Raw genomic sequence first — 23,773 nt, 5'->3', positions numbered from 1 at the left:
ATCGCCAAACGCCGTCGGCCCGCCCCGGGAACACCCCGGAACGGGCCGACGAAGGAGGAGGATCAGCGTCGGCGTCCGTACGCTCCGGCGACGATCGACACGCCGACCGCGGCGAAGGCCACCTGGATGAACAGCTCGATCCAGTCGATGCCGGCGGTGTCGTCCACGCCCAGCAGTCCGGCCACCACCGTGCCGAGGATCGCGGCCACGATACCGATCAGGATCGTCAACAGGATCGGGATCCGCTGCCGGCCCGGCACCACGAGCCGACCGAGCGCGCCGATGACCAGACCGATGACGATGGCCATGAAGAAGCCGGTGATTTCCACGAGAGCCGTCCCTTCGCGCTTTTGGTGTGACGACGTGGTGCCCCTGCCGCCATACCGGTCAAACGCCACCGCCCGGGGCCTGAGGCGTTTGTCACGCAACCGTCACGAAGCTGCGGAACTCCCGTCATCGAGGACTGACGAGCACCGCGTAGTCGGCGGAGGTGAGCGGATCCGCCGAGAGCGAGCCGTCCGCCCGGGGCACCCGCAGCGGGGTGCCGTCACCGTCCAGGAAGATCACCGCCGACACGTCGGGGCGGGCGCTGAGCGTGCTGACGATCTGCCCGTACGCGAGCAGTTCGTCGCTGCGGCCGGTGTCGGCGCCGGCGGGGGTGACCGTCACCCGGGCCTGCCCGCCGACGAGTTGCACCACGGCGGTGCTCAGCGCCCCGGGCAGGGCGCTACCGACACCGTCGTCCCGCTCCCCCGGCGTCGGCCCGGCCAGCAGGTCGCGGAGCTGCTCGTCGGGGGTGGGCACCCGGTCGACCCGGCGGGTCACCGGCACCAGCCGGTCGTCGCGCGAGAAGTAGAGCAACTCGGTGAGGGCCCCGGTCTCCGCCGAGGTGGGGGCGGCCGTCGCGGTGTACGGGAACGGGCCCGGCGGCGGCGTCACGGTCCGGGGCTGGTCCTCGGCGGGTACCCCGCACGCGGCGACCAGGGTCAGCACGAGGGCGGCCGAGACCCGCCGGGCGGTACGCCTCATCCGAGGCTGCCCGGCAGCGTGATCCGGAATCGCGCCCCGCCCTCGGGACGGTCGCTGACCGTGGCGTCACCGCCGTGCGCGGCGGCGTGCTGGGCCACCAGCGCGAGGCCGAGGCCGGTGCCGTCGCCGCCACCCCGGAAGTTGGCCGCCCGGCCGCGCACGAAGCGGTCGAAGATCGCCTTCCGGTCCTCCATCGGCACCCCCGGTCCCTCGTCGTCGACCTCCACCACGCCGGTGTCACCGTCGCGGGACAGCGACACCGCCACCGGGCCGGCACCGTAGCTCTCGGCGTTGTCGAGCAGATTGGTCAACACCTGCGCGACACGTCGCCGGTCCACCTGCCAGGTGGCCGGGGTGTCCGGGGCGAGGTGCACCATCGACTCGGGCAGGTCCCGGTCCCGGCAGGCCTGCCGGGCCAGCGCGCCGACGTCGACCGGCTCCCGATGTGTCGGCTGATCGCTGCGGGCCAGGTCCAGCAGGTCGTTGACGAGCTGCTGGAACCGGGCGATCTCGTCGGCCACCAGCCGGGCGGCGGTGGTGGTCCGCTCGTCCTGGTTCTCCCGCCGCTTGCTCAGCACGCTGGCGGCCGCGGCGAGCGTCTGCAACGGCGACCGCAGCTCGTGGCTGACGTCGGCGGCGAAACGCCGGTCCCGGTCGATGCGGCGGGCCAACTCGTCCACCATCCGGTTGAACGAGGTGGAGAGCCGGGTCAGGTCCGGGTCGGTGTCCGGCGCGAGCCGGGTGGTGAAGTCGCCCGCGGCGATCCGCTCGGCGGCGTCGGCGACGGCGGTGAGCGGGCGCAGCCCGTGCCGGGTGGCGTACCAGCCGAGCGCCGCCCCGGAACCGGCCACCACGATCGCGACGGCGGTGAGCGCCAGCGCGAGCACCTGGAAGGTCTGGTCCAGCTCCCGCAGCGAGACGATCTCGTAGAACGCCGCCGAGTCCGACAACGGCACCCCCACCAGCACCACCGGCTGGTCGGCGACCCGGACCCGCTGCACGGCGGGCTCGCCGGCCATCACCAGGTCCTGCAACCGCTGCGGGATGGCCGGGGTGGTGCCGGTGTCGGCCCGCCGGCCGTACCACTCGCCGTTGAAATACAGCACCGCCCGTCGGCTGGTGCCGGTGTCCAGTGCGCGCAGCGCCTCCGCCACGTCCGGCTCGTCGGTGGCCAGGCCCGCCCGGACCACCTCCGCGTCGTAGTACGCCGCCCGCAGCACGGTGCGTTCCCGCTCGTCGAGCAGGGTCCGGCGGGTCAGCTCGTACGACACCAGGGCCATCGAGGCGGACAGCGACAGCGCGCCCACGGCGAACGCCGCGGTGACCCGGGCACGCAGACCGAGGCGTGGTCTCATCTCTGCAGCTTGTAGCCGAGCCCGCGCAGCGTCACCAGGTGCCGGGGGTTGGCCGGGTCGAGTTCGATCTTCTGGCGGAGCCGACCCACGTGCACGTCGACGAGCCGTTCGTCGCCGGTGTCGTAGCCCCACACCCGGCTGAGCAACTGCTGCCGGGAGAGCACCCGCCCGGCGTGCTCGGCCAGCTCGCAGAGGAGCCGGAACTCGGTGCGGGTGACCGCGACCGGGGCACCGGACCGGCGTACCTCCCCCGCCTCCGGGCTGACCTCCAGCTCGCCGAAGGCGAGCACCGGCACCGACGCCTCCACCGGCGCCACCGTGCGGGCCCGGCGGCGCAGGGCCCGCAGCCGGGCGGTCAGCTCCTTGATCGCCACCGGCTTGACCACGTAGTCGTCGGCGCCGGCCTCCAACGCGGCGACGATGTCGTGGGTGTCGTCGCGGGCGCTGACCACCACGATCGGCACGTCGTCGTCGCGGCGGAGCTGACGGATGCCCTCGAAGCCGTCGATGCCGGGCAGCATCAGGTCGACCAGGACGTAGTCGGCCGGGTCCCGGCGCTGCGAGCGCAGGCCCTCCTCGGCGGTGGCCGCGCCCCGGGCCTCGTAGCCCTCGTCCTCCAGGGCGAGCAGCAGCGCCAACCGGATCCGGTCGTCGTCCTCGATCACCAGTACCGCTGTCATACCGGCATCATCCCCAAGCCCTGACCGGGCGGCCAACCGCCACCGACCTGCGGGGCTTTTGTCACGCAACTGTCATACGTCCGCGCGGTGCCCGCCAAGCCCGCTGGGCAGGGTGAGAACCGGCCTCGGGTTACCAGGAAGGGGGCCCTCGACGTGACCACGCCACGACGCCCCGAATGCGCGGTGCCGCTGGTCGAGGTGTCCATCACCGAGTTCGACCTGGCCTGCCTGCCGGAGACCGGCGCGGTCTTCGACCAGTTACTGGCCCTGCGCCCCCAGCAGGTCGTGATCGACCTGGCCGGCTGCCGGCACATCGACGCCGCCGCCATCGGCCTGCTGCTCGACGTGCATCGACGGATGGTGCGCCTCGGTGGGGTGCTGGCGGTCCGCAACCCCAACCCCCGCATCACCCGCATCCTGCGGACCGCCCGGCTGGACCAGATCCTGCCGGTGCACGGCGCGGGCGGGACCGCGCCGGAGCCGGGCGGCGACGCCGGGACACCGACCGGCACCACACCGGCCGCACCCGGTGTGGTGCCGCCCCGGCAGCCCGCGTCGCCGGAGGTCACACCGCAGCCGGCCGGGTACGGCCGGGCGGCCGTGACCGTACGCACCTGACCCACCGTCGCCGACGCACCGACATCGCGAGTACGAGGAGCAGCATGACCATCGCCGGGATCGCCGCGGCCCTAGTCGTCGGTCTCGTCGTCGGTGCCGTGGGCCGGCTCGTCGTCCCCGGCCGTCCCGCCGTGCCGCTCTGGCTCACGATGACCATCGGCGCGGTCATCGCGCTGCTCGGCGCGATCAGTGCCTGGCTCGCCGGCCTCCGCGGATTCAGCCTGTTGGGGCTGGTCGCGCAGGCCGGTCTCGCCGCGGTCGGCGTGGTGATCGTGGTTGCCACCGCCGGCAAGGAACGTTCCGACTCCCTCTGAGAAGTCCGTACGGCGGCGGCGCACCGCACCGACGCCCCGAGTCCGTGTCCCAGCCGCACGGCTGCGGCACCGGAGAGGAAGCAGAATGACCGTCGTACCGGACGACAACCTGATGACCCTGATCTGCGACGTCTGCGGGGACACCACCACCGGCACCGCGTGTGTGCTGCCCGACGCGGAGGTGGTCTGGACGCTGGTGTCGGATCACGGGTGGAGCGGTTCCCCGTTCGCCACCGGTCCGCACCGCTGCCCCCGGTGCAGTGCCCTGCCGGCCGGCCCGGCCCCGCGCGCCGACCGTACGCCGATCGGCCTCGGCGGTGCCGACGACGCGCCCGTGGTCGCCGTCGGCGGCGAGGCCGTGACCGGTCCCGAGGACGCGCTGCGCGTCGCGCTGCGGCAGGCGGTCGACGTACACGGGACGGTCGTGGTGAACCTGGACGGCGTACACGTCATCGACTCCGCCGGACTCGGTCTGCTGGTGCGGGCCCACCGGGAGGTACGCGAGCGGGGCGGACGGCTGTGCCTGGCCGCGCCGTCGCGGTTCATCCGCACGGTGCTGCACACCATGAAGCTCGACGGGGTGTTCCCGATCTTCGAGAGCCTCGACGAGGCCGTGGCGCAGTTGCGGCAGGCCGCCCTGGCGACGGCGGAGGTCGACGCCGAGGTGGTGGCGCAGCGCAGTCCCGCCGGTCACGTCACGGTCTGAGTCCGCGCGCAGTCGGCACGGTCTGCCCGAGGCGACGCCCCACGTCCACCGGCGGCCCGTCTCGCGGCCACCGGTGGACGGACGTGTCAGGAGGCGGCAGAGAACCCGCCCCGGCGGCGCAGCCGGCCGATCCAGCCCTGTGCGGTGTGCCGGGGCACGCCGTAGTGCTCGGCCACCGCGGTGACCGTGCCGGTGCGGTTGAAGACCTCGACGACGTCCTCCGGCATGCGCCGGTAGACCCGCCCCTTCGGCACCGCCGCCTCGGTCCGGCGTCGCGTCGTGCCGGAGCCGGCGCGGTTGGCGCCGGAGCGCACGGACCGGTTGCCGGTGGCCGGGGTGAAGGACTGCTCGGTGGCGGAGACCTCGGTGGGCGACTCGACGACGGAGGCGGGAGTCACCGGCGCGCCGCCGGCCGGGAACAGCGCGCGCAGTAAGAGATTCAGGTCGAACGAGGGAAGCGTCGGCGCCGAGATGCCGCTGCCGGCACGCATCACGAGTTCGACCACGCGCGGCGTGGCATCGTCGATGTCGACACAGATAACGGTTTCCGTGTCGGCACCCTCGGCCCGGATCGTGATTGTGTAGTCACTCATCGCCACCCTCCGCTGTTCGTCACATCACACTGCACACTCCGGCAGTGTGGTGGTTGAACGCTTCACACCAGATTAGCGGATTGAGCGGCCTACTCACAGAAGCGACCCGGCATATGACGATATCACCGTCGGTAGTTAACACTTGCTTCACGCTCTGTCAGGCCCGGCGGAGCCGTCCGGAATGAAGCGTCCGGGCAATGACTTGAGGCCGTTCACGAAGTTGCTTTCCAGCCGGACGGCGGGTCCGGTCACCTCGAAGCGGGCCAGGTGCGGCACGAGTTCCCGCAGCATCGCCTGTGCCTCCAGCCGGGCCAGATGCGCGCCCAGACAGAAATGCGGGCCCATGCCGAACGACAGGTGCGGGTTCGGATTCCGGTCCAGCCGCAGGGCGTCCGGGTCGTCGAAGACGGCACCGTCGCGGTTGGCCGAGACGTACCAGAGCACGACCTTGTCGCCCTCGGCGACGGCCTGACCGCACAACTCGGTGTCCTCAGTGGCGGTACGTCGGAACTGCATGATCGGCGTGACCCACCGCAACAACTCCTCCGTCGCCGTCGGCAACAACGACATGTCCCGCGCCAACCGGTCCCGCTGCGCCGGCGCGGCCAGCAGTGCCGACACGCCACCGGAGATGAGGTGTCGGGTCGTCTCGTTACCGGCCACCACGAGCAGCAGCCAGAAGCTACAGAACTCACGGTCGGTCAGGCGTCGGCCGTCCACCTCGCTGGTCGCCAGCAGCGTCATCAGGTCGTCCTTGGGCGACCGACGCCGCTCACCGGCCACCGTGAGGGCGTACTGGAACGCCTCGACGAAGGTGGTGCGGTACGCCTCCACGTCGCCGCCGCCGTACTCCGGGTCGTCGAAGCCGACCAGGTTGTTGCTCCACCGGTAGAGCAGGTGCCGGTCTTCGCGTGGCAGGCCGAGCAGGTCGGCGAGGACCAGCAGGGGCAGTTCGGCGGCGAGATCGGCAACCACGTCGCACTCGTCCGCAGCGATCGCACGCCGCACCAGGTCGTGGGCGTGGGCGGCGACGCTGTCGTGCAGTGCGCGCACCGCCCGTGGGGTGAACACCGAGGTGACCAGCCGGCGGATCCGCGAGTGCTGCGGCGCGTCCATGTTGACCAGAAGCTGGCGGGCCTGCTCCAGGTCGGCGGCGGTTCGCGGGTCGGGCAGGAACGCCCCCTTGCGCCCTGAGGAGAACAGCTCCGGCTGCCGGGACGCGGCGACCACCGCCTCGTGACTGGTGGCCGCCCAGAAGCCCGATCCCTGGCTGAGCATCCGGCCGCCGCCGCCCCGCCGCCACAGCGCCGGCTCGGGCACCCAGGAGACCGGCTCCTCGCAACGCATCCGGGCGAACTCGGTGTGCGGCACCTCGACGCCGTACGTGGCCGGGTGCGCCACGTCCGGACGCTGCGTCACCGGGCTCACGAGCGTCCCGCCGTGGTCTGCGGACGCAGCAGCTCACGCAGCACGTCGTGGCGGAGCTTGCCGGTGCCGTCACGCGGCAGCTCGGCGACGAACCGCCACCGGCGGGGCACCTTGAACCCGGCCAGCGAACGGCGGCAGAACGCCTCCAGCACCTGCGGGGCGGCGGCCGGGTCGAGCCGGTGCGGATCGAGTTCGACCACAGCCACCACCCGCTCGCCGTACTCGTCGTCGGGTTCCCCGGTCACCGCCGCGTCCCGGACCGCCGGGTGCTCCTGCAGGACCGCCTGCACCTCGGCCGGGTAGATGTTCACCCCACCGGAAATGATCAGGTCGCGGGCGCGTCCGGTCAGATAGAGGTAACCCTCCTCGTCCAGGTGACCGGTCTCGCCGTAGGTGAAGACGCCGGGACCCAGATGCGCGTCGCGGGTCTTCTCCGGGGCGTTGTGGTACTCGAACGTCTTCCCCCCGGCCCGGCGGACGAAGACCCGCCCCGGGCGGCCGGGCGGCAGCGCCACCCCGTCCGGGTCAAGGATGACCACCTCGTTGGGAGGTACCGGTCGACCGACACTGCCCGGCCGACGCAGCCACTCCTCGGCGCCGATGAGCGTGACCACGCCCGCCTCGGTCGCCGCGTAGTACTCGACCACCACCGGCCCCCACCACTCGATCATCTGTCGTTTCACCTCGACCGGACACGGCCCGCCGCCGTGCCACACCACCCGCAGGCTGCGCACGTCGGCGGCGGCCCGGACCGCCTCGTCCAGCCGCAGCAGCCGGACGAACTGGGTCGGCACCAGATGGCAGGCGGTGATCCGGTGCGCGGCCACCGCGGCCAGGAACGCCTGCGGGTCGAAGCGCTCGTGCAGCACCAGCCGACTGCCGCGCAGCAGCGGCAGCAGCGCGAAGAACAGCTGCGCGGAGTGATACCACGGGCCGACCAGCAGCACCGCGCCGCGCGCCGGCACGTGCAGGGCGTGCCCGGCGTACGCCAGCAGCCGCTCCACCCGCCCGAACGGCGCCTCGGCGCGGAACAGTCCGTTGCGGACCCCCTTGGGCGCACCCGTGGTGCCCGAGGTGTAGAGCATGGTGGAGCCGCACACCTGCTCCGGCGGCTCGTCGGCGGCCAGAACCGCCAGTCGTGGCTCGACCGCGACCGCGTCGCCGACGTCGTGCTCCCCCGTCACGAGCTGCCGTACCCGCACGGCCGCGGTCCGCACCGCCTGGTCCACCACGGACGCGTAGGCCGGCTCGGTCAGCACCAGCCGGCTCTCCGAGTCCGCCAGCAGGTACGCGATCTCCGGCGCGGTCAGGTGCCAGTTGACCGGCACCACCGTCACGCCGGTGTGCAGGGCGGCCAGCAGCGCCTCGAACGTCTCCCGCCGGTTGCCGCAGACCACCGCCATGGTGTCGCCGACCCGCAGCCCCTCGGCGCGCAGCAGCCGGATCCACCGGTTGACCCGCGCGTCCAGGTCGGTCCAGTCCAGCTCACCGTCGGCGTCGGTCAGTGCCGGTGCACCGGTGGCCCCGGCCAGGTCCCTCAGCAGTACGGCCATCGCGTTCCCTCCGGGTCAGTCCAGCAGGTCCGGCTGGGCCCGCACGATGTCGGCGTACAGCGGCCGGAAGTTCAGCCGGGCGATCCCCGGGGTGCCGATGACGCGCCGGGTCTCGGCGGCCTCGTCCGGGCCGATCAGGATCGGTCGGCCCGCCGCCTCGGCCAGCAACTGCACCTGGGCGCTGCGGTCCATGGCGATGAACCACCAGGCCGCCTCCGCCACCGAGCCGCCGACGGTCAGCAGCCCGTGGTTGCGCAGCACCACCGCCTTGGTGTCGCCGAGGGCGTCGGCGATCCGCTTGCCCTCCTCGTCGGCGAGCACCACGCCGGTGTAGTCGGCGAACACGGTGTGGTCCTGATAGAAGGCGCAGGCGTCCTGGGTGATCGGGTCCAGTGGCCGGCCCAGCGCCGACCAGGCCCGCCCGTGGGTGGAGTGGGTGTGCGCGGCGGCGACCACGTCGGGACGCGCGGCGTGCACGTGCGAGTGGATGACGTACCCGGCCGGGTTGATCCGCCCGGTGCCCTCCAGCACCTCCCCGCCCGCGTCCACCAGCAGCAGGTCGCTGACCCGCACGTGTCCGAAGTGCATCCCGAACGGGTTGATCCAGAACCGGTCCGGGTCCTCCGGGTCGCGGGCCGTGACGTGGCCCCCGGCGCCCTCGTCGAACCCGTAACGGGCGAAGAGTCGGCAGGTCGCCGCCAGTTGCCGCTGCCGACGCAGGCGTTCCTCGGCCGGCGTACGCCCGGTCATCCGCAACCTCCCGCGGTGTCGGTGTCGAAGGCGGCACCGTCGAGCACCGCCGCCGGCACGGCGGCACCGGCCAGCACCGCCGTGGGTACGGCGGGGCTCGGGTCCGCCGTGGGCGTGCTCTCCGGTCGCCATTCGGCCAGGAAGTGGTCCACCCGGTCCAGGCCCCAGAAGCGGTGCCGACCGACGCGCAGGTACGGGATGCCGAAGATGTCGTCGTCGTACGCGGCGGCCAGGCAGTCGACCCCCTCCGCGCGCAGCGTCTCGTCCTGCGGGGCGTTCTGTGCGGCCACCGGGTCGACGCCCGCCTCGACGGCGGCCCGGGCGACGACCTCCGGGGTGCAGATGTCCTCGCCCCGCTCCCAGCGGGCCGCCACCAGCGCGTCGTAGAAGGGCACCGCCCGACCGGCCCGGCGGGCCAGCAGCCAGGCCAGGTGCGGCAGGTCCCACCACGGGTCCACGTCGATCGGCCAGGCCATCGGCAGCCCGGCCCGCTGTGCCAGCCGCTTGGTGTCCACCAGCAGGTAGCGGTGCTTGGCCCGGCTCATCTGCACGTAGTGCAGCTCGGCGCCCCGCTCGGCCAGTGCCGCGTTGGTCTTCTCGTCCGGGTCCCAGTACGGGTACCAGTCGACCTGCGCGAACAGGTCCGGCACCTCGGCACGCAGCCGGTGCACCGCCAGCCAGCTGTACGGGCTGCGGAAGGAGAAGTACAGCCGGGGCCGTTTCTTCATGCCACACCGCCGGCCAGCGCGCGCAGTACCTCGTCGTCGAACTCGGCCAGCTCGCCGGCGTTCGGGCCGGCGCTGATCGCGTACCCGTGCAGGATGCTCGCGGTCGCGGTGTGCACCAGCCGCTCGCCGCGCCGGACGTAGCAGTCCATACGGGCGTCGAACATGACCCCGCGCAGCACGTCGGTGACGGTGAGGACGGTGTGCACGTCCTCCTCCATCCGGGCCGCCTCGACCATCCGGACCCGCGCCCGGGAGACCACCGGGATCCAGGAGCGCTCGCGGACCAGCCGACCCACCGAGATGCCTCGGGCGGCCAGGAAGCGGTCCACCACCTCCTCCAGCGCCCGGACGTAGCCGGAGTGCTGCACCCGGTCGGAGAAGTGGCAGTAGAAGTAGGGCGCCCGCCAGCTCCAGAGGAACGACCGGGACCCGACCGGGGTGAGTACGTCGGCGACCGTCTCGCCGGGACGGATCGGCCGGTGGTCGGGGCGGGTCACCGTGGCGGCGGCCCCGAGGGTGGGCACCACCAGGTCCGCCAGGTGCGCGGGGGCGGGCGCGGAGGTGGTGGCGGCGGGCTCGACGACCAGCGCCACCCGGACCTTGCCGCGCAGCACCACCTGCTCGCGGTCGTCGCGGAACACGGTCATCCGCACCGCCAGTCGATCGGCGGACTCGCCGGTGACCTCCACCCGTACCTCGTCGTCGACCTCCAGCACCGCCGGCAACTGCACCGAGCAGTCGACGATCTCGACGCCCAGGCCATGGGAGTGGAACAGGTCGCGGGCACCGGGGCCACGGTCCCGCAGCCACTGCAGCACCGCCTCCTCGACGAGATAGATGAAGTGCTTGAAACCGATCCAGGTGCGGATGTTGGCCCCCTCGTACCGGGGTCGCCCGACCAGGACGGTCAGCGGGGCGGTGGGCGCACTGGTCATGGTGGCTGCTCCTGTCGTCAGGGACGTACCGTCACCCGGTTCGCCTCACCGACGAACCGGGCGGCCTGCTCCGCGACCTCGTCGGCGTGGCGGACGTGGCAGAAGTGGTCGTAGTGCTCGTGCACCAGCAGGGTGGCCCGGGGCATGTCCCGGCCCAGCGTGGCGGCGGCGGCCGGGGACAGGGTCGGGTCGGCCCCGCCGGCCAGGATCAACGTCGGGATGTCCACCGTGGTCAGTGCCAACCCGCCGCTGCTGACGAACTGGTCGAAGACGGTGAGGAAGCCGGCCGGCCCGATCCGGTCGATGGCCTTGGCGAACATCGCGTCGAGCAACGCGGCGTCCAGCTTGCGCAGTCGCGCGCCGACGCGCAGCCGCAGTCCGTCGCGGACGTGCCGGTCGAAGGTACGCCGGGCCCGGTCGAAGACCTGCCAGGTGATCGGTTGCTCGGGCGGGCAGTACAGCGGGCAGATCAGCACCGTCGCGCGGGCCGCCGGCTGGCCTCCGGCCAGCAGCTCCAGCGTCGCGTTCGCGCCGAAGGAGTGCGCGACGATGGTGTCCGCCGGGCGGGGCAGCCCGGCCAGCCCGGCGGCCAGCCACTGCGCCGGGCTGCCCTGGCGACGCCACCGGTAGTCGTTACCGGCCCGCCACGGCAGGTCCAGGGCGACCACGTGCCAGCGCGGGTCGAAGGCCCGGGCCAGCGGCCGCCACGACTCCCAGGAGTCCTCCAGGCCGTGGGCGAGGACCACCAGGTCTCCCCCGGGCGCGCCGGGGGTCAGCTCGTGTCGCTTCGGGGCCGGGATCATCGGCCGGCTCCGGGGGCGGCGTCGAGGAGCAGTTCGCGTACGCCGTCGGTGTCGTCGCCGCAGGCGACCGCGACCGGGCCGGGCGCTCCGGCGTCCAGCAGCGTCGCGGCCAGCGCCAGGTTCACCACGCCGGCCGCGCCGTAGCAGTCCCCCCAGTACGCCGCCGGGTCGAAGCCGCCCGGCCCGATCCGGCGGTACGCGGCCCGCCCGTCGGACGGCCCGAGCACGGGTCCCGTGCCGGGTGCGGCGGTGGTGGTGAGCACCAGGCAGGCGGCACCGGCGCGCAGCGGGAAAGCCGGGCGACCCGCCTGGTGCAGTTCAGTGGCCACCTCGTCGGCCGGTTCGGCACCCACCACCAGCACCCGATCGGCCCGTCCGGCGCGCAGCAGCAGCATCGCCGCGCGGACCGCGTCCAGGCCGGCGGTGGCGCCGGAGCAGACCATCAGGTTGGCCGCGCCGAGACCGAACCAGAGCGCCACGGTGCTGGCCACCACGTTGCTCGACGCGTTCGGGGCGGCCAGCGGGCTGACCGCGCGACCGCCCTCGGCGTGCACGGTGCGGGCCAGGTCGGCGACGGTGGCGACGTTGCCGAGGTTGCCGGCGACCACCACCGCGGTCCGGGGGTCGACGCCGTCGGGCGGGTGGCGGCCGGGCGGCAGGCCGAGCGCGCGGTGCACCGCGCAGAGCGCGAGCCGGGTGGCGGGTTCCTTGTAGAGCAGGCCCTTGCGGCCGAGGACCTGGTGGGCGCGGTCGGCGGGCACCGCGTCGGCCAGGGTGGCGGTCAGCCGCGACGCCGACGTGTCGGACCAGGCGGCCAGGTCGGCGGCGAGACCGTCCGCCTCGGGCAGGTGCAGGCTCCACCCGGCCACCCGCATCGTCACCGGGGCGGCGGTGCCGGTGGAGCGGGTCGGGCCGGGGGCGATCAATGGGCTGGTCACGGGGCCTCCACCAGGGTGACGGCGTTGACGCCGCCGAAGCCGAACGCGTCGGACTGGACCAGCCGGGCCGGGTGCCCGGTCGCCTCGGTGGGAAACCGCAGACCGGCACCCTCCGGCAGCGGACGGCGCAACCCCACCACCGGGGGCACCCGGCCCTGGCTCAGGCAGCGGCGCGCCACGTCGAGGTTGACCAGCGCGGCGGCCCCGGAGGTGTGGCCGGTGGCGCCCTTCACGGCGGTCACCAGCGGGTCCGCGCCGCCGCTCACCAGCACCTGCCGCAGCGCCTCGCACTCGGCCGGGTCGTTGAGGGCGGTGCCGGTGCCGTGCGCCACGACCAGGTCGACCTCGGCCGGTTCCCGGCCGGCGCGGGCCAGCGCGTCCCGCATCGCGCGGGTGATCCCGGCCACCGACGGGGCGGTCTCGTGGTGGGCGTCGCAGGACAGGCCGGTGGCCACCACCCGGGCCAGCGCGGGTCGGGTGTCGTCGTCGGGCACCAGCACGGCTGCGGCGGCGCCGTCGCCGAGCAGGACACCCTGCCGGTCGGCGTCGAAGGGCCGTACCGTCTCGGTGGGGTGGTCGACGACGCGGCCGATCATCGCCAGCATCGACTCGGTGGTCGCGTCGACGCCGCAGACCAGCACCGCGTCGGCGTCACCGAGCATGAGCAGGTCCTCGGCGAGGGCCAGGACGTGCCCACCGGCGCTGCACGCGTTGCTGACGGTCACCACCTCCCGCAGGCCGGGCACGGCCGCGTGCACCGCGTCGCCGAAGTGCAGCCGGTGGGCGGCGAACGCGTCACCGCCGGTGGCGTACGCCTCCACCGCGGCCAGTTCCCGCAGGCCGGTGCCGACCAGGGCGACCACGCGGCGACGCCGGGGGTCCAGCGCACCGGCGGCGACCGCCCGGGCGGCGCACTCGGCCACCCAGCGGCTGGCCGCGAAGACCCGCTCCGCGCCGTCGTCGATGTGGTAGCCGTGGGCGACGTTCAGGGCAGTCGGTGCGCCGTGTCGCAGCGGACCGATCCCGCTGGTCCCGGCCAGCAGGCCGGCGAATGTCCGGTCCCCGTCGCCGAGACAGGTACGCAGCTCGCTAGCGGTCAGACGCGCCGGCACCCGGCCACCCCCTGACGATGGCGGCAGCGGTGCCGCCGTCCGGGCTGCGCGAGGTGATCAGCGCTAGGCGCGGCGTGTCGCCGGCCGGTGCGGTGGCGAGGAAGGTGGCCAGCGCGAGCCCGCCGGTGGCCGCATCGCAGCGCCCGAAGAGACGGCTGGCCCGGATCCGGGTCGGCACCTGGCCGAGCGCCGCGCAGGCCGGGTCGAACTCGTCGGTGTCGTCCTCGGCGGTCTCGCCGGTCAGGACGTAGTCCACCTCGGCCGGGTCGACGCCGGCGCGACGGACCGCCCGGGAGACGCATCCGGTCAACGCCCGGTCGGCGGCCGGACCGCCACCCGGGCCGTACGCGGTGGCCAGCGCGAGCACCTCGGCCTCCCGGCGCACGCCGGCCCAGGCGGGCTGTTCGGCGCGGGTGAGCACGAAGACCACGGCGGCCTCCCCGGTCGGCACCGGCTGCTCGGGGCGCCCGGTCAGCCACGTGGTCCAGGCCCGGTGCGGGCTGAACTCCTCCACCGCGCCGACCAGCATCGCGTCGACGTAGCCCCGGGCGATGGCGTTGCTGCCGTAGCGCAGCGCGTCGAGGAAGGCCAGCGAACCGGTCGCCACCGTGGCGTTGACTCCGCGCAGGCCGTGCCGGATGGCGGCCTGCCCGGCCGCGCAGTTCATCACGGTGTTGGGGAACAGCACCGGGTTGACCAGGTACGGCTTCTCCTGGACCAGCGTCTCCCGGGTGTAGTCGCTGGTGGAGCGGAAGCTGCCCAGCGAGGTGCCGAGCACCAGGCCGAGCCGGGCGCGATTGGTGTCGTCCAGTTCCACGCCCGCGTCGCGCAACGCGTCGCCGCACGCCACCACGGACAGCGCGGTGGCCCGGTCGTAGAAGCTGGTGCCCTTGCGGCCCAGGTGGTCGCGGACGTTGAAGTCGACCAGCGCGTGTCCGGTCGGGGTGGGCAACGGCTCGTCGCTCAGCGTGGTCACGTCGACCGGTTCGGCCCGGGGCGGCTCGCCCGGTACGCCGGCCGGGACACCCGCCGCGACGGCGGCCAGGCGCTCGGCCAGCGCGGTACGGCCCACCCCGGCCGGGCTGACCGCGCTCCATCCGGTGATCACGACCCCGCTCATTCGACGGCTCCGATCAGGACGATGGCGTTGTTGCCGCCGAAGGCGAACCCGTTGTTCTGCACCACCCGGACACCGGCCTGCCGGGCGGTGTTCGGCACCGGGTCCAGCCCGGCCAGGGCCGGGTCCGGATTGGCCCAGTTGATCGTGGGCGGCAGGAATCCGTGCGCGATGGCGAGGGTCCCGGCGATCGCCCCGAAGCCGCTCGCCGCGCCCATGGTGTGTCCGATCATCGACTTGATCGAGCTGACCGGGGGCACCCGGTCACCGAAGACGTCGAAGATGGCCTGGGCCTCCACCGAGTCGTTGGCCGGGGTGCCGGTGCCGTGGGCGCAGATGTAGTCCACGTCGGCCGGCTTGACCGAGGCGTTGCGGTGGGCCGCGCGCATGCAGGCCGCGATGCTGCCCCGGTCCGGCGCGACGGGGTGGTTGGCGTCGCAGTTGACGCCGTACCCGAGGACCTCGGCATAGATCCGTGCGCCCCGGGCACGGGCGTGGTCGAGGGTCTCCAGCATCAGGATCGCCCCGCCCTCGCCGGTGAGGATGCCGGAGCGGTCCCGGTCGAAGGGCGAACAGGCGTCGGCGGTGAGCGCCCCCAGACGGTAGAAGCCGGCGTGCGCCCAGCGGCAGACCGAGTCGGCGCCACCGGCGAACATCACCTCCGCCTCACCGGTGGCCAGCATGTCGTACGCGTAGCCGATCGCGTAGTTGCTGGCCGAGCAGGCGGTGGCCAGAGTCAGCGACTCCCCCGCCAGATCCAGTTCGGTGCTCACCGCGTGCGCGAGCCGACCCGCCGCCACCTGCCGCAGCAGGTCCGGGTCCATGCCCTCGAAGCCGGACTCGACCTGTTGGGCGGTCACCGCCTCGACCACCACCGACTCGCCGCTGGTGGTGCCGACCACCACCCCGGCCCGCTCCGGCGCGACCGCCGCTGGGTCCAGACCGGAGTCGGCCAGGGCCAGGCGTGCGGCGGCGGCCGCGAACTGCGCGGACCGCCCCCACCGCGCCACGTCGATCCGGTTCAGCAGCGCCTCCGGGCGGAACCCGGGTACCTCACCGGCGTTGCGGTGGGGGAAACCGCTGGCGTCGAAGCTGCGGATCGGCGAGATGCCGGATCGGCCTTCACGCAGGCCGTCGGTGAACGCGGAGACGCCGATCCCGATGCTGGACACCGGGCCGAGCCCGGTCACCACGACCCGGTTCATGCTCAGGCCTGGTCGGCTGAGTGACGCACCACCGCGTCGTAGACCGCTTTGAGGTTGTTGAGCTGCGGCAACTCCGACTGCGGAATCTCGATCTTGAACTTCTTGTCGATCCGCGCCAGGATCTCGATCGCCCGCAGCGAGTCGGCCTCGTAGTCCTCGGCGAAGTCGCCGGTCTCGGTGAGCTCCTCCGGCTCGAGCTCCAGCACCTCCGCCACGATCTCGCGGAGTTCGGCCATGCGGGGGTCGGTCTGCGTCATGACAGGTCAGCCTTTCCAGCGGAGGTTTGACGAAGCCGGCGGCACCCCGGGCCGGGAGGATTCCCGGCCGGTGGGGACGCCGACGGTTCCCGAGGTGGCGGTCTCGGCGCCGGCCGTGGCCGTGAGCGCCGTACGCGGGCGTCGGGCCGCCATCAGCGTCCCGACGCGGGCGATGCGGCGGTCGCCGACGTACGTCTCGCCGGTGGCGAAGGCGGTGTCGGCGATCACCCGTTCCAGGTGGACCACGTGACGCAGCACGTCGCCCGGGTAGGCGACGCCGTCGAAGGTGAAGTCGCGCGCCCCGACGAACATCAACACGTGCTCGTCGCCGACCGGGGTGTTCGACCCGGTGAGCCAGAGCAGGGCGGCGGTCTGCCCGAGCGACTCCACCAGCAGCGACGCCGGATAGGCGTAGTCGCCGGGCGGCGCGTCGTCGGTCAGCGCCCGGTAGCAGGGCTCGGTGGCGGTGACCGTCTTGACCGCCTCGATCCGGTCACCGGGCGCGAGCCCCAGCACCCGGTCGACCAGCAGCAGCGGGTACCGCTGCGGCAGGAGTGCCCGGACCTGGTGGTGCCCGAGCCCTCCCCCGCTGACGGTGGGCGAGCCCGACTGGTCGGGCCCGGTCGGCTCGACCAGGTCGCCGCCGTCGAAGCGCGCGCGCATCGTCACGGTCACGGTGCCGTCGTCGCGGCGGCCGGAGGCGGTCACCACCCACCGGTCCGGCCCGTCGGCGACGGCCTTGATGTCCAGGGTCAACCGGTCCGGCGGCAGCAGCGGCGCCAGGAACCGCACGGCCTCGACCGCCCGGGTACGCAGGCGGGGCCGGCCGGCGCCACGCAACGCGATGTCGACCGCCTGCGCCAGGGCCTCGAGGACGAACACGCCCGGGAAGACCGGGAAGCCGGGGAAGTGACCGCACAGGTTCGGGTCGTCCGGGCGGACCGGCACCGCGGCGATCACCTCGACGTGCTCACCGACGGCGGTGACCTGGAGGTCGTCGACGGCGGCCAACGGCGCGGCGCCGGGCGGGCAGCGGCGGGTGGTGACGGCCGGGGCGCTCACAACGTGATCCCCCCGTCGACCTGGAACACCTGACCGGTGATGTACCCGGCGCGCGGCGAGCAGAGGAACTCGACCAGGTCGGCGACGTCCTCGGCGCGGCCGAAGCGACGGAGGGCGATCTGGCCGAGGGCCTGTTCGCGCAGTTTGCCGGAGAGCGCGTCGGTCATGTCGGTCTCGATGAAGCCGGGGGCGACCACGTTGACCCGGATGTCGTACCGGGCCACCTCCTTGGCCAGCGAGCGGCTCAGCCCGATGATCCCGGCCTTGCTGGCGGCGTACGCGGTCTGGCCGGTGTTGCCGTAGACACCGGCCACCGACGACATGTTGACCACCACGCCGGCCCGACGCTTCATGAAGCGGAAGGTCATCGCGCGGCAGAAGTTCCAGGTGCCGGTGAGGTTGGTCGAGATCACCGCCGACCAGTCCTCCTCCTTGGAGAGCACCAACGGGCTGTCCCGGGTGATGCCGGCGTTGTTGACCAGACAGTCGATCGGCCCGAGCGCGTCCTCGGCGGCGCCGACGAACGCCTCCACCGCGGCCAGGTCGGTCACGTCGCAGGGCGCGAAGTGCACCGGCACCCCGAACGCCGCGACCTCGGCCCGGGTCTTGGCCGCCGCCTCGCTGGCGGTGCTGTAGCAACCGGCCACCGCGTAGCCCTGTTCGGCGAGCCGCAGCGCCGTCGCGCGCCCGATTCCCCGCGAGACGCCGGTCACCAGAGCTCGAAGCTGAGTGGTCAAGCCAACCTCCCCTGTCGGACGACTGCCGACCGAACGCGATACAACACTCCACTGACGCGTATGTTGTATCTGTTCCGCGCCAACATACTGACCCACCGGCAACGGGCTCAGCAAGTGGTGTCGTATGTTTTTTTTGCCACCTCGACGGGCACCAGACCGAGCTCGTCGAGCACCTGCGCGGTGTGCTGCCCCGGGGCCGGCGCACCGTGTCGCACCCGGGTCGGAGTGCGGGAGAACTTCGCCGCCGGACCGACGATCGGAGCGGTGCTGCCGTCGCTGAGCACGGTGGGTTGCAGCATCGCCCGCTGGGCCAGGTACGGATCGGCGGCCACCTCGGCCACGGTGCGGACCCGGGAGACGGTCAGACCCCGCCCGACCAGCTCGGCGACCACGGCGTCCGCCGGCCGCCCCCGGCACCACCCGGCCACCACGGCGTCCACCTCGACCCGGTTGGCCAGCCGGTCGGCCGCGCGCCCAAAGCCGGGGGCACGGGCCAGCTCCGGGCGGTCCATCGCCTCGGCCAGGTCCCGCCAGTGCCGGTCCAGCGCGACGGCGAGATAGATCTGCCCGTCGGCGCAGTCGTAGACGTTGGACGGCACCACGAAGTCGGTCTGGTTGCCCCACCGCTCGGGTGGACGCCCGGCGGCGGCGAGGGTGTGCAGGCCGGCGCTGCCGGCGAGCATGGCGTCGAACATCGCCACGTCCACGTGCTGCCCCTCGCCGGTGCGCGCCCGGTGCCAGAGGGCGGCCAGCGCGCCGATCGCCCCGTGCAGGCCGGCCAACTCGTCGGCGAGGAACGTCGGCGCCCGGACCGGTCCGGCATCGGGTGGCCCGTTGAGCGCCATCCACCCGCTGGCCGCCTGCATGATCGGGTCGTAGGCCGCCTCGGTCCGCCGCTCGCCGTACTGGCCCCAGCCGGAGATCGAGACGAAGACCAGGTCGGGGCGGACGGCCCGGCACTGCGCCCAGCCCACCCCCCATCCGTCCAGCGTGCCGGGGCGGTAGTTCTCCACCACCACGTCGGCGGTGGCGACCAGCCGCAGAAAGGTCTCCCGGCCGGCCGTCTCGCGCAGGTCGAGCCCGGCGCTGCGTTTGTTCCGGTTGACCGTCTGCCGGAACCAGGACAGCCCGGTGCCGGGAATCCGCGGCGGCACCTCGCCGTCGCGCCCGTGCGGCAGCTCCACCCGGATCACGTCGGCACCCATGTCGGCGAGGATCGCGCTGGTCAGCGGGCCGGACCAGACCTTCGTCACGTCCAACACCCGGATCCCGTCCAGCGGTCCGGCCAGATCGTCGCGGGCCTCGCGATAGAAGTCCCCGGCGTCGTGCCCGTGCACCGCGCTCACATCCGCTGCAGGATCGAGGCGGTGCCCAGCGCGCCACCGCAGCACATGGTGACCAGGGCCAGTTCCCGATCGGTGCGTTCCAGCTCGTGCAGCGCGCTGACCAACAACCGGGTGCCGGAGGCGCCCAGCGGGTGACCCAGCGCGATCGCGCCGCCGTTGACGTTGACCCGTTCCGGGTCGGCGTCGTGTGCCGCCGTCCAGCCGAGCACCACCGCCGCGAACGCCTCGTTGACCTCGGCGACGTCGATGTCGGACAGTCGCATCCCGGCCCGGTCGAGGATCTTTCGGGTGGCCACCACCGGCCCCTCCAGCAACAGGGCCGGATCGGAGCCGGTGACCACCTGGTGCAACAGGCGGGCGCGCGGGCGCAACCCGAGCGCGGCGGCCCGTTCGGCCGACATCCAGAGGATCGCCGCCGCGCCGTCGGAGATCTGCGAGGTGGTGCCCGCGGTGTGCACGCCGCCCTCGACGGTGGGCCTCAGCGCGGCCAATCCGTCCGGGGTGCTCTCGCGCAGTCCCTGGTCCCGGGTCACCTCGACGGTGTCGCCGTCGGGGCCGGGGGCGCGGACCGGGACCACCTCGGCGTCGAAGCGTCCCTGCGCCCAGGCCGCCGCCGCGCGCCGTTGCGACCGCAGCCCGTACGCGTCGGCGGCGGCCCGGTCGACGCCGTACTTGGCGGCGATCCGCTCGGCGCCGCCGAACTGCGCCTTGGGCGGGTCGTCCCACGGGTAGTCGTCGGTCTTGTAGTGGCCGGGGCCCTGGTAGAGGTTGGTGCCCACCGGCACCCGGGTCATCGACTCCACCCCGCAGGCGATCCCGACGTCGATCGCCCCGGCGGTGATCAGCGCGGAGACCAGGTGGTTGGCCTGCTGCGCCGAGCCGCAGGACACGTCCACGGTGGTGCAGGCGACCTCCGGGTCCAGCCCGGTGCTCAGCCAGGCGTTGCGGGTCACGTTCAGACTCTGCTCGCCGACCTGGGTGACGCATCCGCCGATGATCTGGTCCACCGCCGAGGCCGGCAGGTCGACCCGGTCGAGCACCTCCCGCTGCACTGTCCGCAGCAGCTCGACCGCCTTGAGCCCGCGCAGCCATCCGTCCCGCCGACCGATCGGGGTACGCGCCGCCGCGACGATCACCGCCTCCGCCACGGCGCTCACTCCCCCCGCAACGACAGGGCGAGCTTCGGGCAGCCGCGTACCGCGGTCTCGACCTGCGGCAACTGCTCCGCCGACGGCTGCTCGACCAGCACGTACATCAAGTCGTCGTCCCGGATCTCGAACACCTCCGGGGCACTGTCGGCGCAGACCCCGTGGCTGTCACAGCGGTCGTAGTCCACGACTATCCACATCGTCTTCTCCCACGCTTCGGGTTGGCCGGGGCACGCCCACGATAGATGACGCATGTAGGATTCGCCGACCAGAAACAACAGACACTTGCGCGAGAGAAGAAACGTCGCATAGCGTCGGGCGGTCCGCTCCGGCGGGTAGCTTCCCCGATGGCACGTCCTGGAGGCCGAGCATGCTGACCGGATGCGTCCCCTGGCCCGACGAGTTCGCGCAGCGCTACCGCCGCGACGGTATCTGGCGCGGCGAAGTGCTGGGTGACCTGCTACGACCCTGGGCCGCACGGGACCCGGACCGGATCGCGGTGGTGACCCGGCACGGCCGGCACACGTACCGCGAGCTGGACACCCGCGCCGACCGGCTGGCCGCCGGCCTGGTCGCGCTCGGCGTCGGGCCGGGTGACCGGGTGGTCGTGCAACTGCCGAACACCCCCGACTTCGTAGTGACGTGTGTGGCGCTTTTCCGACTCGGCGCGCTGCCGGTGCTGGCGCTGCCCGCCCACCGCCGGGCCGAGCTGGTCTATCTCGCCGAGTACGCCGACGCGGTGGCGCTGGTGGTGCCCGACGTGGTGGCCGGCACCGACCACCGTGATCTGGCCCGGGCGGTACGCCGGGCGGTGCCCTCGGTTCGGCACGTGCTGGTGGCCGGCGAGCCGCAGGAGCTGACCGCGCTGCGCGACGTCGACGCCGAGCCGGTGGACCTGCCCGCCCCCGACCCGTCGGAGGTGGCGTTCTTCCTCCTCTCCGGCGGCACCACCGGGCTGCCCAAGCTGATCCCGCGCACCCACGACGACTACGCGTTCCAACTGCGCGCCACCGCCGAGGCGATGGGCTTCGACGAGAACGGCGCGTACCTGGCCGCGCTGCCGGTGGCGCACAACGCCGCGCTCGGCTGCCCCGGCGTGCTGGGGGCGCTACGGGCCGGTGGTCGGGCCGTCCTCGCCGCGAGCCCGGCCCCGGACGAGGTGTTCCCGCTGGTCGCGGCCGAGCAGGTCACGCTGACCACGCTGATGCCGGCGCTGCTGCCGGTCTGGACCGAGACCGCCGGCATCTTCGGCGCCGACCTGTCGAAGCTGGTCATCGAGGTGGGTGGCGCCACGCTCAGCCCGGAGGTGGCCCGCCGGGTGCGCCCGGCCACCGGCGCCACGCTGACCCACTGGTTCGGGATGGCCGAGGGGGTGCTCTGCTTCACCCGCCCGGACGAGGGCGACGAGGCCGCCGCCACCAGCCAGGGCACCCCGCTGAGCCCCGCCGACGAACTGCGGGTGGTGGACGACGCCGACCGCGACGTGCCCGACGGCGAGGTCGGCGAACTGCTCGCCCGGGGTCCGTGCACGCTGCGCGGCTACTACGCGGTGCCCGAGCACAACCGCACGGTCTTCACCGCCGACGGGTTCCTGCGCACCGGTGACCTGGTCCGCCGCGACGCCGCCGGGCGGCTGGTGGTGACCGGTCGGATCAAGGACGTGGTGAACCGGGGTGGCGAGAAGATCTCCGTCGACGAGGTCGAGGCCCACCTGATCGCGCATCCGGCGGTGCGGACCGCCGCCGTGGTGCCGGTGCCGGACGCGCGCCTCGGCGAGAAGACCTGCGCGGTGATCGTCGCCCGGGACACCCCGCCCGGCCTCGGGGATCTGCACGACTTCCTGCGTGAACGCGGACTCGCCGACTTCAAGCTGCCCGACCGGCTGCACATCGCGCCCGCGCTGCCGTACACGCCGGTCGGGAAGATCGACCGGCGGGCGCTGGCCCGTGAGGTGGCGGCGGCGTGACCCGCCCACCGTCGGTCACCGGCACCGCCGACCGGGTGCTCTGGCTCGACGGGCTGCCCGCCGACCAGCTCGCCCCCCGCCCGCCGCTGGACGGCGACACCACCGCCGACGTGGCCATCGTCGGCGCCGGGTACACCGGCCTGTGGACCGCGTACTACCTCAGTGTGCACCGACCCGAGCTGTCCATCGTGGTCGTCGACGCGGGGCGGGCGGGGTTCGGGGCCTCCGGCCGCAACGGGGGCTGGTGCACCGCCGAGATGCCGGCGCTGCTGCCCGGTCTGATCCGCCGGCACGGGCCGATGGCCGCGATGCGGCTGTACCGGGCCGGTCAACGCACGCTCGACGAGCTGCGCCGGGTGTTCGCCGCGGAGGAGATCGACGCGCACTGGCGGCACGACGGTTCGCTCTACGTCGCCCGCAGCGCGCCGCAGGTCGACCGGCTGCGCGGCTGGCAGGAGGTGCGGGACAAGCTCGGCATCACCGGCCTCACGCTCACCGTGGGTCCCTCGGCCGCCGCGCAGATCGGACTGACCGGGGTACGCGCCACCGCGTACACGCCGCACTGCGCCGCCGTGCAGCCGGCCCGCATCGCGCGCGGCCTGCTCGCCGCCGTCGAACGTCGCGGGGTCCGCGTCGCCGAGCAGACCCGGGCCCTGCGGATCGCCCCGGGTCTGCTGGTCACCGACTGCGGCACGGTGCGCGCCCGGTCGGTGCTCTGCGCCACCGAGGGGTACACCGGCCGGCTGCCCGGACACGCCCGCCGGGTGTTGCCGCTGCACTCGTACGTGCTGGCCACCGAGCCGCTCGACGAGGCGACCTGGCAGCGGCTGGGCCTGACCGACCACCGGACCGTCGCCGACGGCCGCTACCAGTTCGGCTACCTGCAACGCACCCTCGACGACCGGCTGGTGCTCGGCGGGCGGGGCGCCTACTACCGGTTCGGCTCGGCCACCGACCGGGGCCGCACCGCCGACCGTCGGGCGCACGACCGGCTGCGCCGCACCCTGGCCGAGCTGCTGCCCGACCTCGCCGACGTGCCGGTGTCGCACCGGTGGAGCGGGGTGTACGGGCTGCACCGGCACACCGAGCCCGAGGTGGTCTACGACCGGGACACCGGGCTCGGGCACGCGGGCGGCTACGGCGGCGAGGGCATCGCGCTGAGCAACCTGGCCGCCCGGTCGCTGGCCGCGCTGGTGGCCGGGGTCAGCCGCCCGGAGACCCGACTCTGCTGGGTGGACAACGCGTCCCGCCGGTGGGAGCCGGAACCGTTGCGGTTCATCGGCGTGCGGGGCGTGAGCGCGGTCGCCACCGGCGCCGACCACTACGAGCACCGTATCGACCGGACGGCGCCCCTGGCCCGGCTCGCGCTACGCGCCATCGTGTGAGCCCCCGA

At 73.6% G+C, this 23,773-nt stretch carries 26 protein-coding genes; 5 read left to right on the top strand and 21 right to left on the bottom strand.

The features are described 5' to 3' along the window. Positions 1-62: 62 nt before the first annotated feature. From ACZ31C_RS12720 to ACZ31C_RS12705, 4 genes are all read right to left on the bottom strand, one after another. Positions 63-329 (bottom strand): GlsB/YeaQ/YmgE family stress response membrane protein, encoded by a 267-nt coding sequence (locus tag ACZ31C_RS12720; protein WP_350694605.1) that lies wholly within the window; start codon positions 327-329, stop codon positions 63-65. Positions 330-453: 124 nt separating this feature from the next. Next, positions 454-1,029, bottom strand: coding sequence for a GerMN domain-containing protein (locus tag ACZ31C_RS12715; protein WP_465795376.1), 576 nt, complete (start codon positions 1,027-1,029; stop codon positions 454-456). Continuing rightward, positions 1,026-2,384: a sensor histidine kinase gene (locus tag ACZ31C_RS12710; RefSeq protein WP_465795375.1), complete on the bottom strand. Its 1,359-nt coding sequence runs from the start codon at positions 2,382-2,384 to the stop codon at positions 1,026-1,028. The genes ACZ31C_RS12715 and ACZ31C_RS12710 overlap by 4 nt, the downstream gene beginning before the upstream one ends. Continuing rightward, positions 2,381-3,064 (bottom strand): response regulator transcription factor, encoded by a 684-nt coding sequence (locus ACZ31C_RS12705; protein ID WP_465795374.1) that lies wholly within the window; start codon positions 3,062-3,064, stop codon positions 2,381-2,383. The genes ACZ31C_RS12710 and ACZ31C_RS12705 overlap by 4 nt, the downstream gene beginning before the upstream one ends. 153 nt (positions 3,065-3,217) lie before the next feature. Here ACZ31C_RS12705 and ACZ31C_RS12700 point away from each other — a divergent pair, with 153 nt between their 5' ends. From ACZ31C_RS12700 to ACZ31C_RS12690, 3 genes are all read left to right on the top strand, one after another. Beyond that, positions 3,218-3,682: an STAS domain-containing protein gene (locus ACZ31C_RS12700; RefSeq protein WP_465795373.1), complete on the top strand. Its 465-nt coding sequence runs from the start codon at positions 3,218-3,220 to the stop codon at positions 3,680-3,682. A gap of 44 nt (positions 3,683-3,726) precedes the next feature. Continuing rightward, positions 3,727-3,996, top strand: coding sequence for a GlsB/YeaQ/YmgE family stress response membrane protein (locus ACZ31C_RS12695; protein ID WP_117227765.1), 270 nt, complete (start codon positions 3,727-3,729; stop codon positions 3,994-3,996). An 85-nt stretch (positions 3,997-4,081) separates the two neighbouring features. Further along, positions 4,082-4,702 carry an STAS domain-containing protein gene (locus ACZ31C_RS12690; RefSeq protein ID WP_396751021.1) on the top strand — a complete coding sequence of 207 codons (621 nt, stop codon included), beginning with the start codon at positions 4,082-4,084 and terminating at the stop codon, positions 4,700-4,702. Positions 4,703-4,788: 86 nt separating this feature from the next. On the opposite strand, the gene ACZ31C_RS12685 is transcribed toward ACZ31C_RS12690, so the two are convergent. From ACZ31C_RS12685 to ACZ31C_RS12605, 17 genes are all read right to left on the bottom strand, one after another. Further along, positions 4,789-5,295, bottom strand: coding sequence for a hypothetical protein (locus tag ACZ31C_RS12685; RefSeq protein ID WP_465795372.1), 507 nt, complete (start codon positions 5,293-5,295; stop codon positions 4,789-4,791). 147 nt (positions 5,296-5,442) lie between these two features. Next, entirely contained in the window at positions 5,443-6,714 is a 1,272-nt protein-coding gene (locus tag ACZ31C_RS12680; RefSeq protein WP_465795371.1) for a cytochrome P450, read from the bottom strand. Between the two features lie 5 nt (positions 6,715-6,719). Then, the gene (locus ACZ31C_RS12675) at positions 6,720-8,276 is read right to left on the bottom strand and encodes an AMP-binding protein (RefSeq protein WP_465795370.1); all 1,557 of its coding nucleotides are present in this window, start codon (positions 8,274-8,276) and stop codon (positions 6,720-6,722) included. A 15-nt stretch (positions 8,277-8,291) separates the two neighbouring features. Beyond that, positions 8,292-9,026 carry a class II aldolase/adducin family protein gene (locus tag ACZ31C_RS12670; protein WP_117227770.1) on the bottom strand — a complete coding sequence of 245 codons (735 nt, stop codon included), beginning with the start codon at positions 9,024-9,026 and terminating at the stop codon, positions 8,292-8,294. Continuing rightward, a complete protein-coding gene (locus ACZ31C_RS12665; protein ID WP_465795369.1) occupies positions 9,023-9,754 on the bottom strand; it encodes a DsbA family protein in 732 nt (243 codons plus the stop codon). Before ACZ31C_RS12665 ends, ACZ31C_RS12670 begins: the two co-directional genes overlap by 4 nt. Then, positions 9,751-10,689 carry a thioesterase family protein gene (locus tag ACZ31C_RS12660; RefSeq protein WP_396751013.1) on the bottom strand — a complete coding sequence of 313 codons (939 nt, stop codon included), beginning with the start codon at positions 10,687-10,689 and terminating at the stop codon, positions 9,751-9,753. Before ACZ31C_RS12660 ends, ACZ31C_RS12665 begins: the two co-directional genes overlap by 4 nt. A gap of 17 nt (positions 10,690-10,706) precedes the next feature. Continuing rightward, positions 10,707-11,492, bottom strand: a complete 786-nt coding sequence (locus tag ACZ31C_RS12655; RefSeq protein WP_465795368.1) for an alpha/beta fold hydrolase — start codon at positions 11,490-11,492, stop codon at positions 10,707-10,709. Further along, a complete protein-coding gene (locus ACZ31C_RS12650; protein ID WP_465795367.1) occupies positions 11,489-12,430 on the bottom strand; it encodes a beta-ketoacyl synthase N-terminal-like domain-containing protein in 942 nt (313 codons plus the stop codon). The genes ACZ31C_RS12655 and ACZ31C_RS12650 overlap by 4 nt, the downstream gene beginning before the upstream one ends. Next, a complete protein-coding gene (locus tag ACZ31C_RS12645; protein WP_465795366.1) occupies positions 12,427-13,542 on the bottom strand; it encodes a beta-ketoacyl synthase N-terminal-like domain-containing protein in 1,116 nt (371 codons plus the stop codon). Before ACZ31C_RS12645 ends, ACZ31C_RS12650 begins: the two co-directional genes overlap by 4 nt. Next, on the bottom strand, positions 13,520-14,662 hold the full coding sequence (locus tag ACZ31C_RS12640) for a beta-ketoacyl synthase N-terminal-like domain-containing protein (RefSeq protein WP_465795365.1): 1,143 nt from the start codon (positions 14,660-14,662) through the stop codon (positions 13,520-13,522). The genes ACZ31C_RS12645 and ACZ31C_RS12640 overlap by 23 nt, the downstream gene beginning before the upstream one ends. Next, on the bottom strand, positions 14,659-15,864 hold the full coding sequence (locus tag ACZ31C_RS12635) for a beta-ketoacyl-[acyl-carrier-protein] synthase family protein (protein WP_465795364.1): 1,206 nt from the start codon (positions 15,862-15,864) through the stop codon (positions 14,659-14,661). Before ACZ31C_RS12635 ends, ACZ31C_RS12640 begins: the two co-directional genes overlap by 4 nt. 2 nt (positions 15,865-15,866) lie before the next feature. Further along, positions 15,867-16,121 (bottom strand): acyl carrier protein, encoded by a 255-nt coding sequence (locus ACZ31C_RS12630; protein WP_117227778.1) that lies wholly within the window; start codon positions 16,119-16,121, stop codon positions 15,867-15,869. Between the two features lie 6 nt (positions 16,122-16,127). Beyond that, the gene (locus ACZ31C_RS12625; RefSeq protein WP_465795363.1) at positions 16,128-17,183 is read right to left on the bottom strand and encodes a 3-hydroxyacyl-ACP dehydratase FabZ family protein; all 1,056 of its coding nucleotides are present in this window, start codon (positions 17,181-17,183) and stop codon (positions 16,128-16,130) included. Next, positions 17,180-17,920: a 3-oxoacyl-[acyl-carrier-protein] reductase gene (gene fabG / locus ACZ31C_RS12620; RefSeq protein ID WP_350694635.1), complete on the bottom strand. Its 741-nt coding sequence runs from the start codon at positions 17,918-17,920 to the stop codon at positions 17,180-17,182. The genes ACZ31C_RS12625 and fabG overlap by 4 nt, the downstream gene beginning before the upstream one ends. Before the next feature lie 107 nt (positions 17,921-18,027). Then, the gene (locus ACZ31C_RS12615; protein ID WP_465795362.1) at positions 18,028-19,266 is read right to left on the bottom strand and encodes a CaiB/BaiF CoA transferase family protein; all 1,239 of its coding nucleotides are present in this window, start codon (positions 19,264-19,266) and stop codon (positions 18,028-18,030) included. Continuing rightward, positions 19,263-20,414: a steroid 3-ketoacyl-CoA thiolase gene (locus ACZ31C_RS12610; protein ID WP_465795361.1), complete on the bottom strand. Its 1,152-nt coding sequence runs from the start codon at positions 20,412-20,414 to the stop codon at positions 19,263-19,265. The genes ACZ31C_RS12615 and ACZ31C_RS12610 overlap by 4 nt, the downstream gene beginning before the upstream one ends. A 5-nt stretch (positions 20,415-20,419) precedes the next feature. Then, complete coding sequence (locus ACZ31C_RS12605) at positions 20,420-20,614, bottom strand: ferredoxin (RefSeq protein ID WP_350694639.1); 195 nt, start codon at positions 20,612-20,614, stop codon at positions 20,420-20,422. Positions 20,615-20,784: 170 nt separating this feature from the next. Here ACZ31C_RS12605 and ACZ31C_RS12600 point away from each other — a divergent pair, with 170 nt between their 5' ends. Both ACZ31C_RS12600 and ACZ31C_RS12595 read left to right on the top strand, forming a co-directional pair. Next, a complete protein-coding gene (locus tag ACZ31C_RS12600; protein WP_465795360.1) occupies positions 20,785-22,380 on the top strand; it encodes a (2,3-dihydroxybenzoyl)adenylate synthase in 1,596 nt (531 codons plus the stop codon). Continuing rightward, positions 22,377-23,765: an NAD(P)/FAD-dependent oxidoreductase gene (locus tag ACZ31C_RS12595; RefSeq protein WP_465795359.1), complete on the top strand. Its 1,389-nt coding sequence runs from the start codon at positions 22,377-22,379 to the stop codon at positions 23,763-23,765. Before ACZ31C_RS12600 ends, ACZ31C_RS12595 begins: the two co-directional genes overlap by 4 nt. Positions 23,766-23,773: the final 8 nt, after the last annotated feature.

It is taken from the genome of Micromonospora sp. NPDC023869, assembly GCF_055559695.1.
The sequence above is the reverse complement of the archived record's forward strand: the minus strand, read 5'-3'. Positions and strand labels throughout refer to the sequence as shown.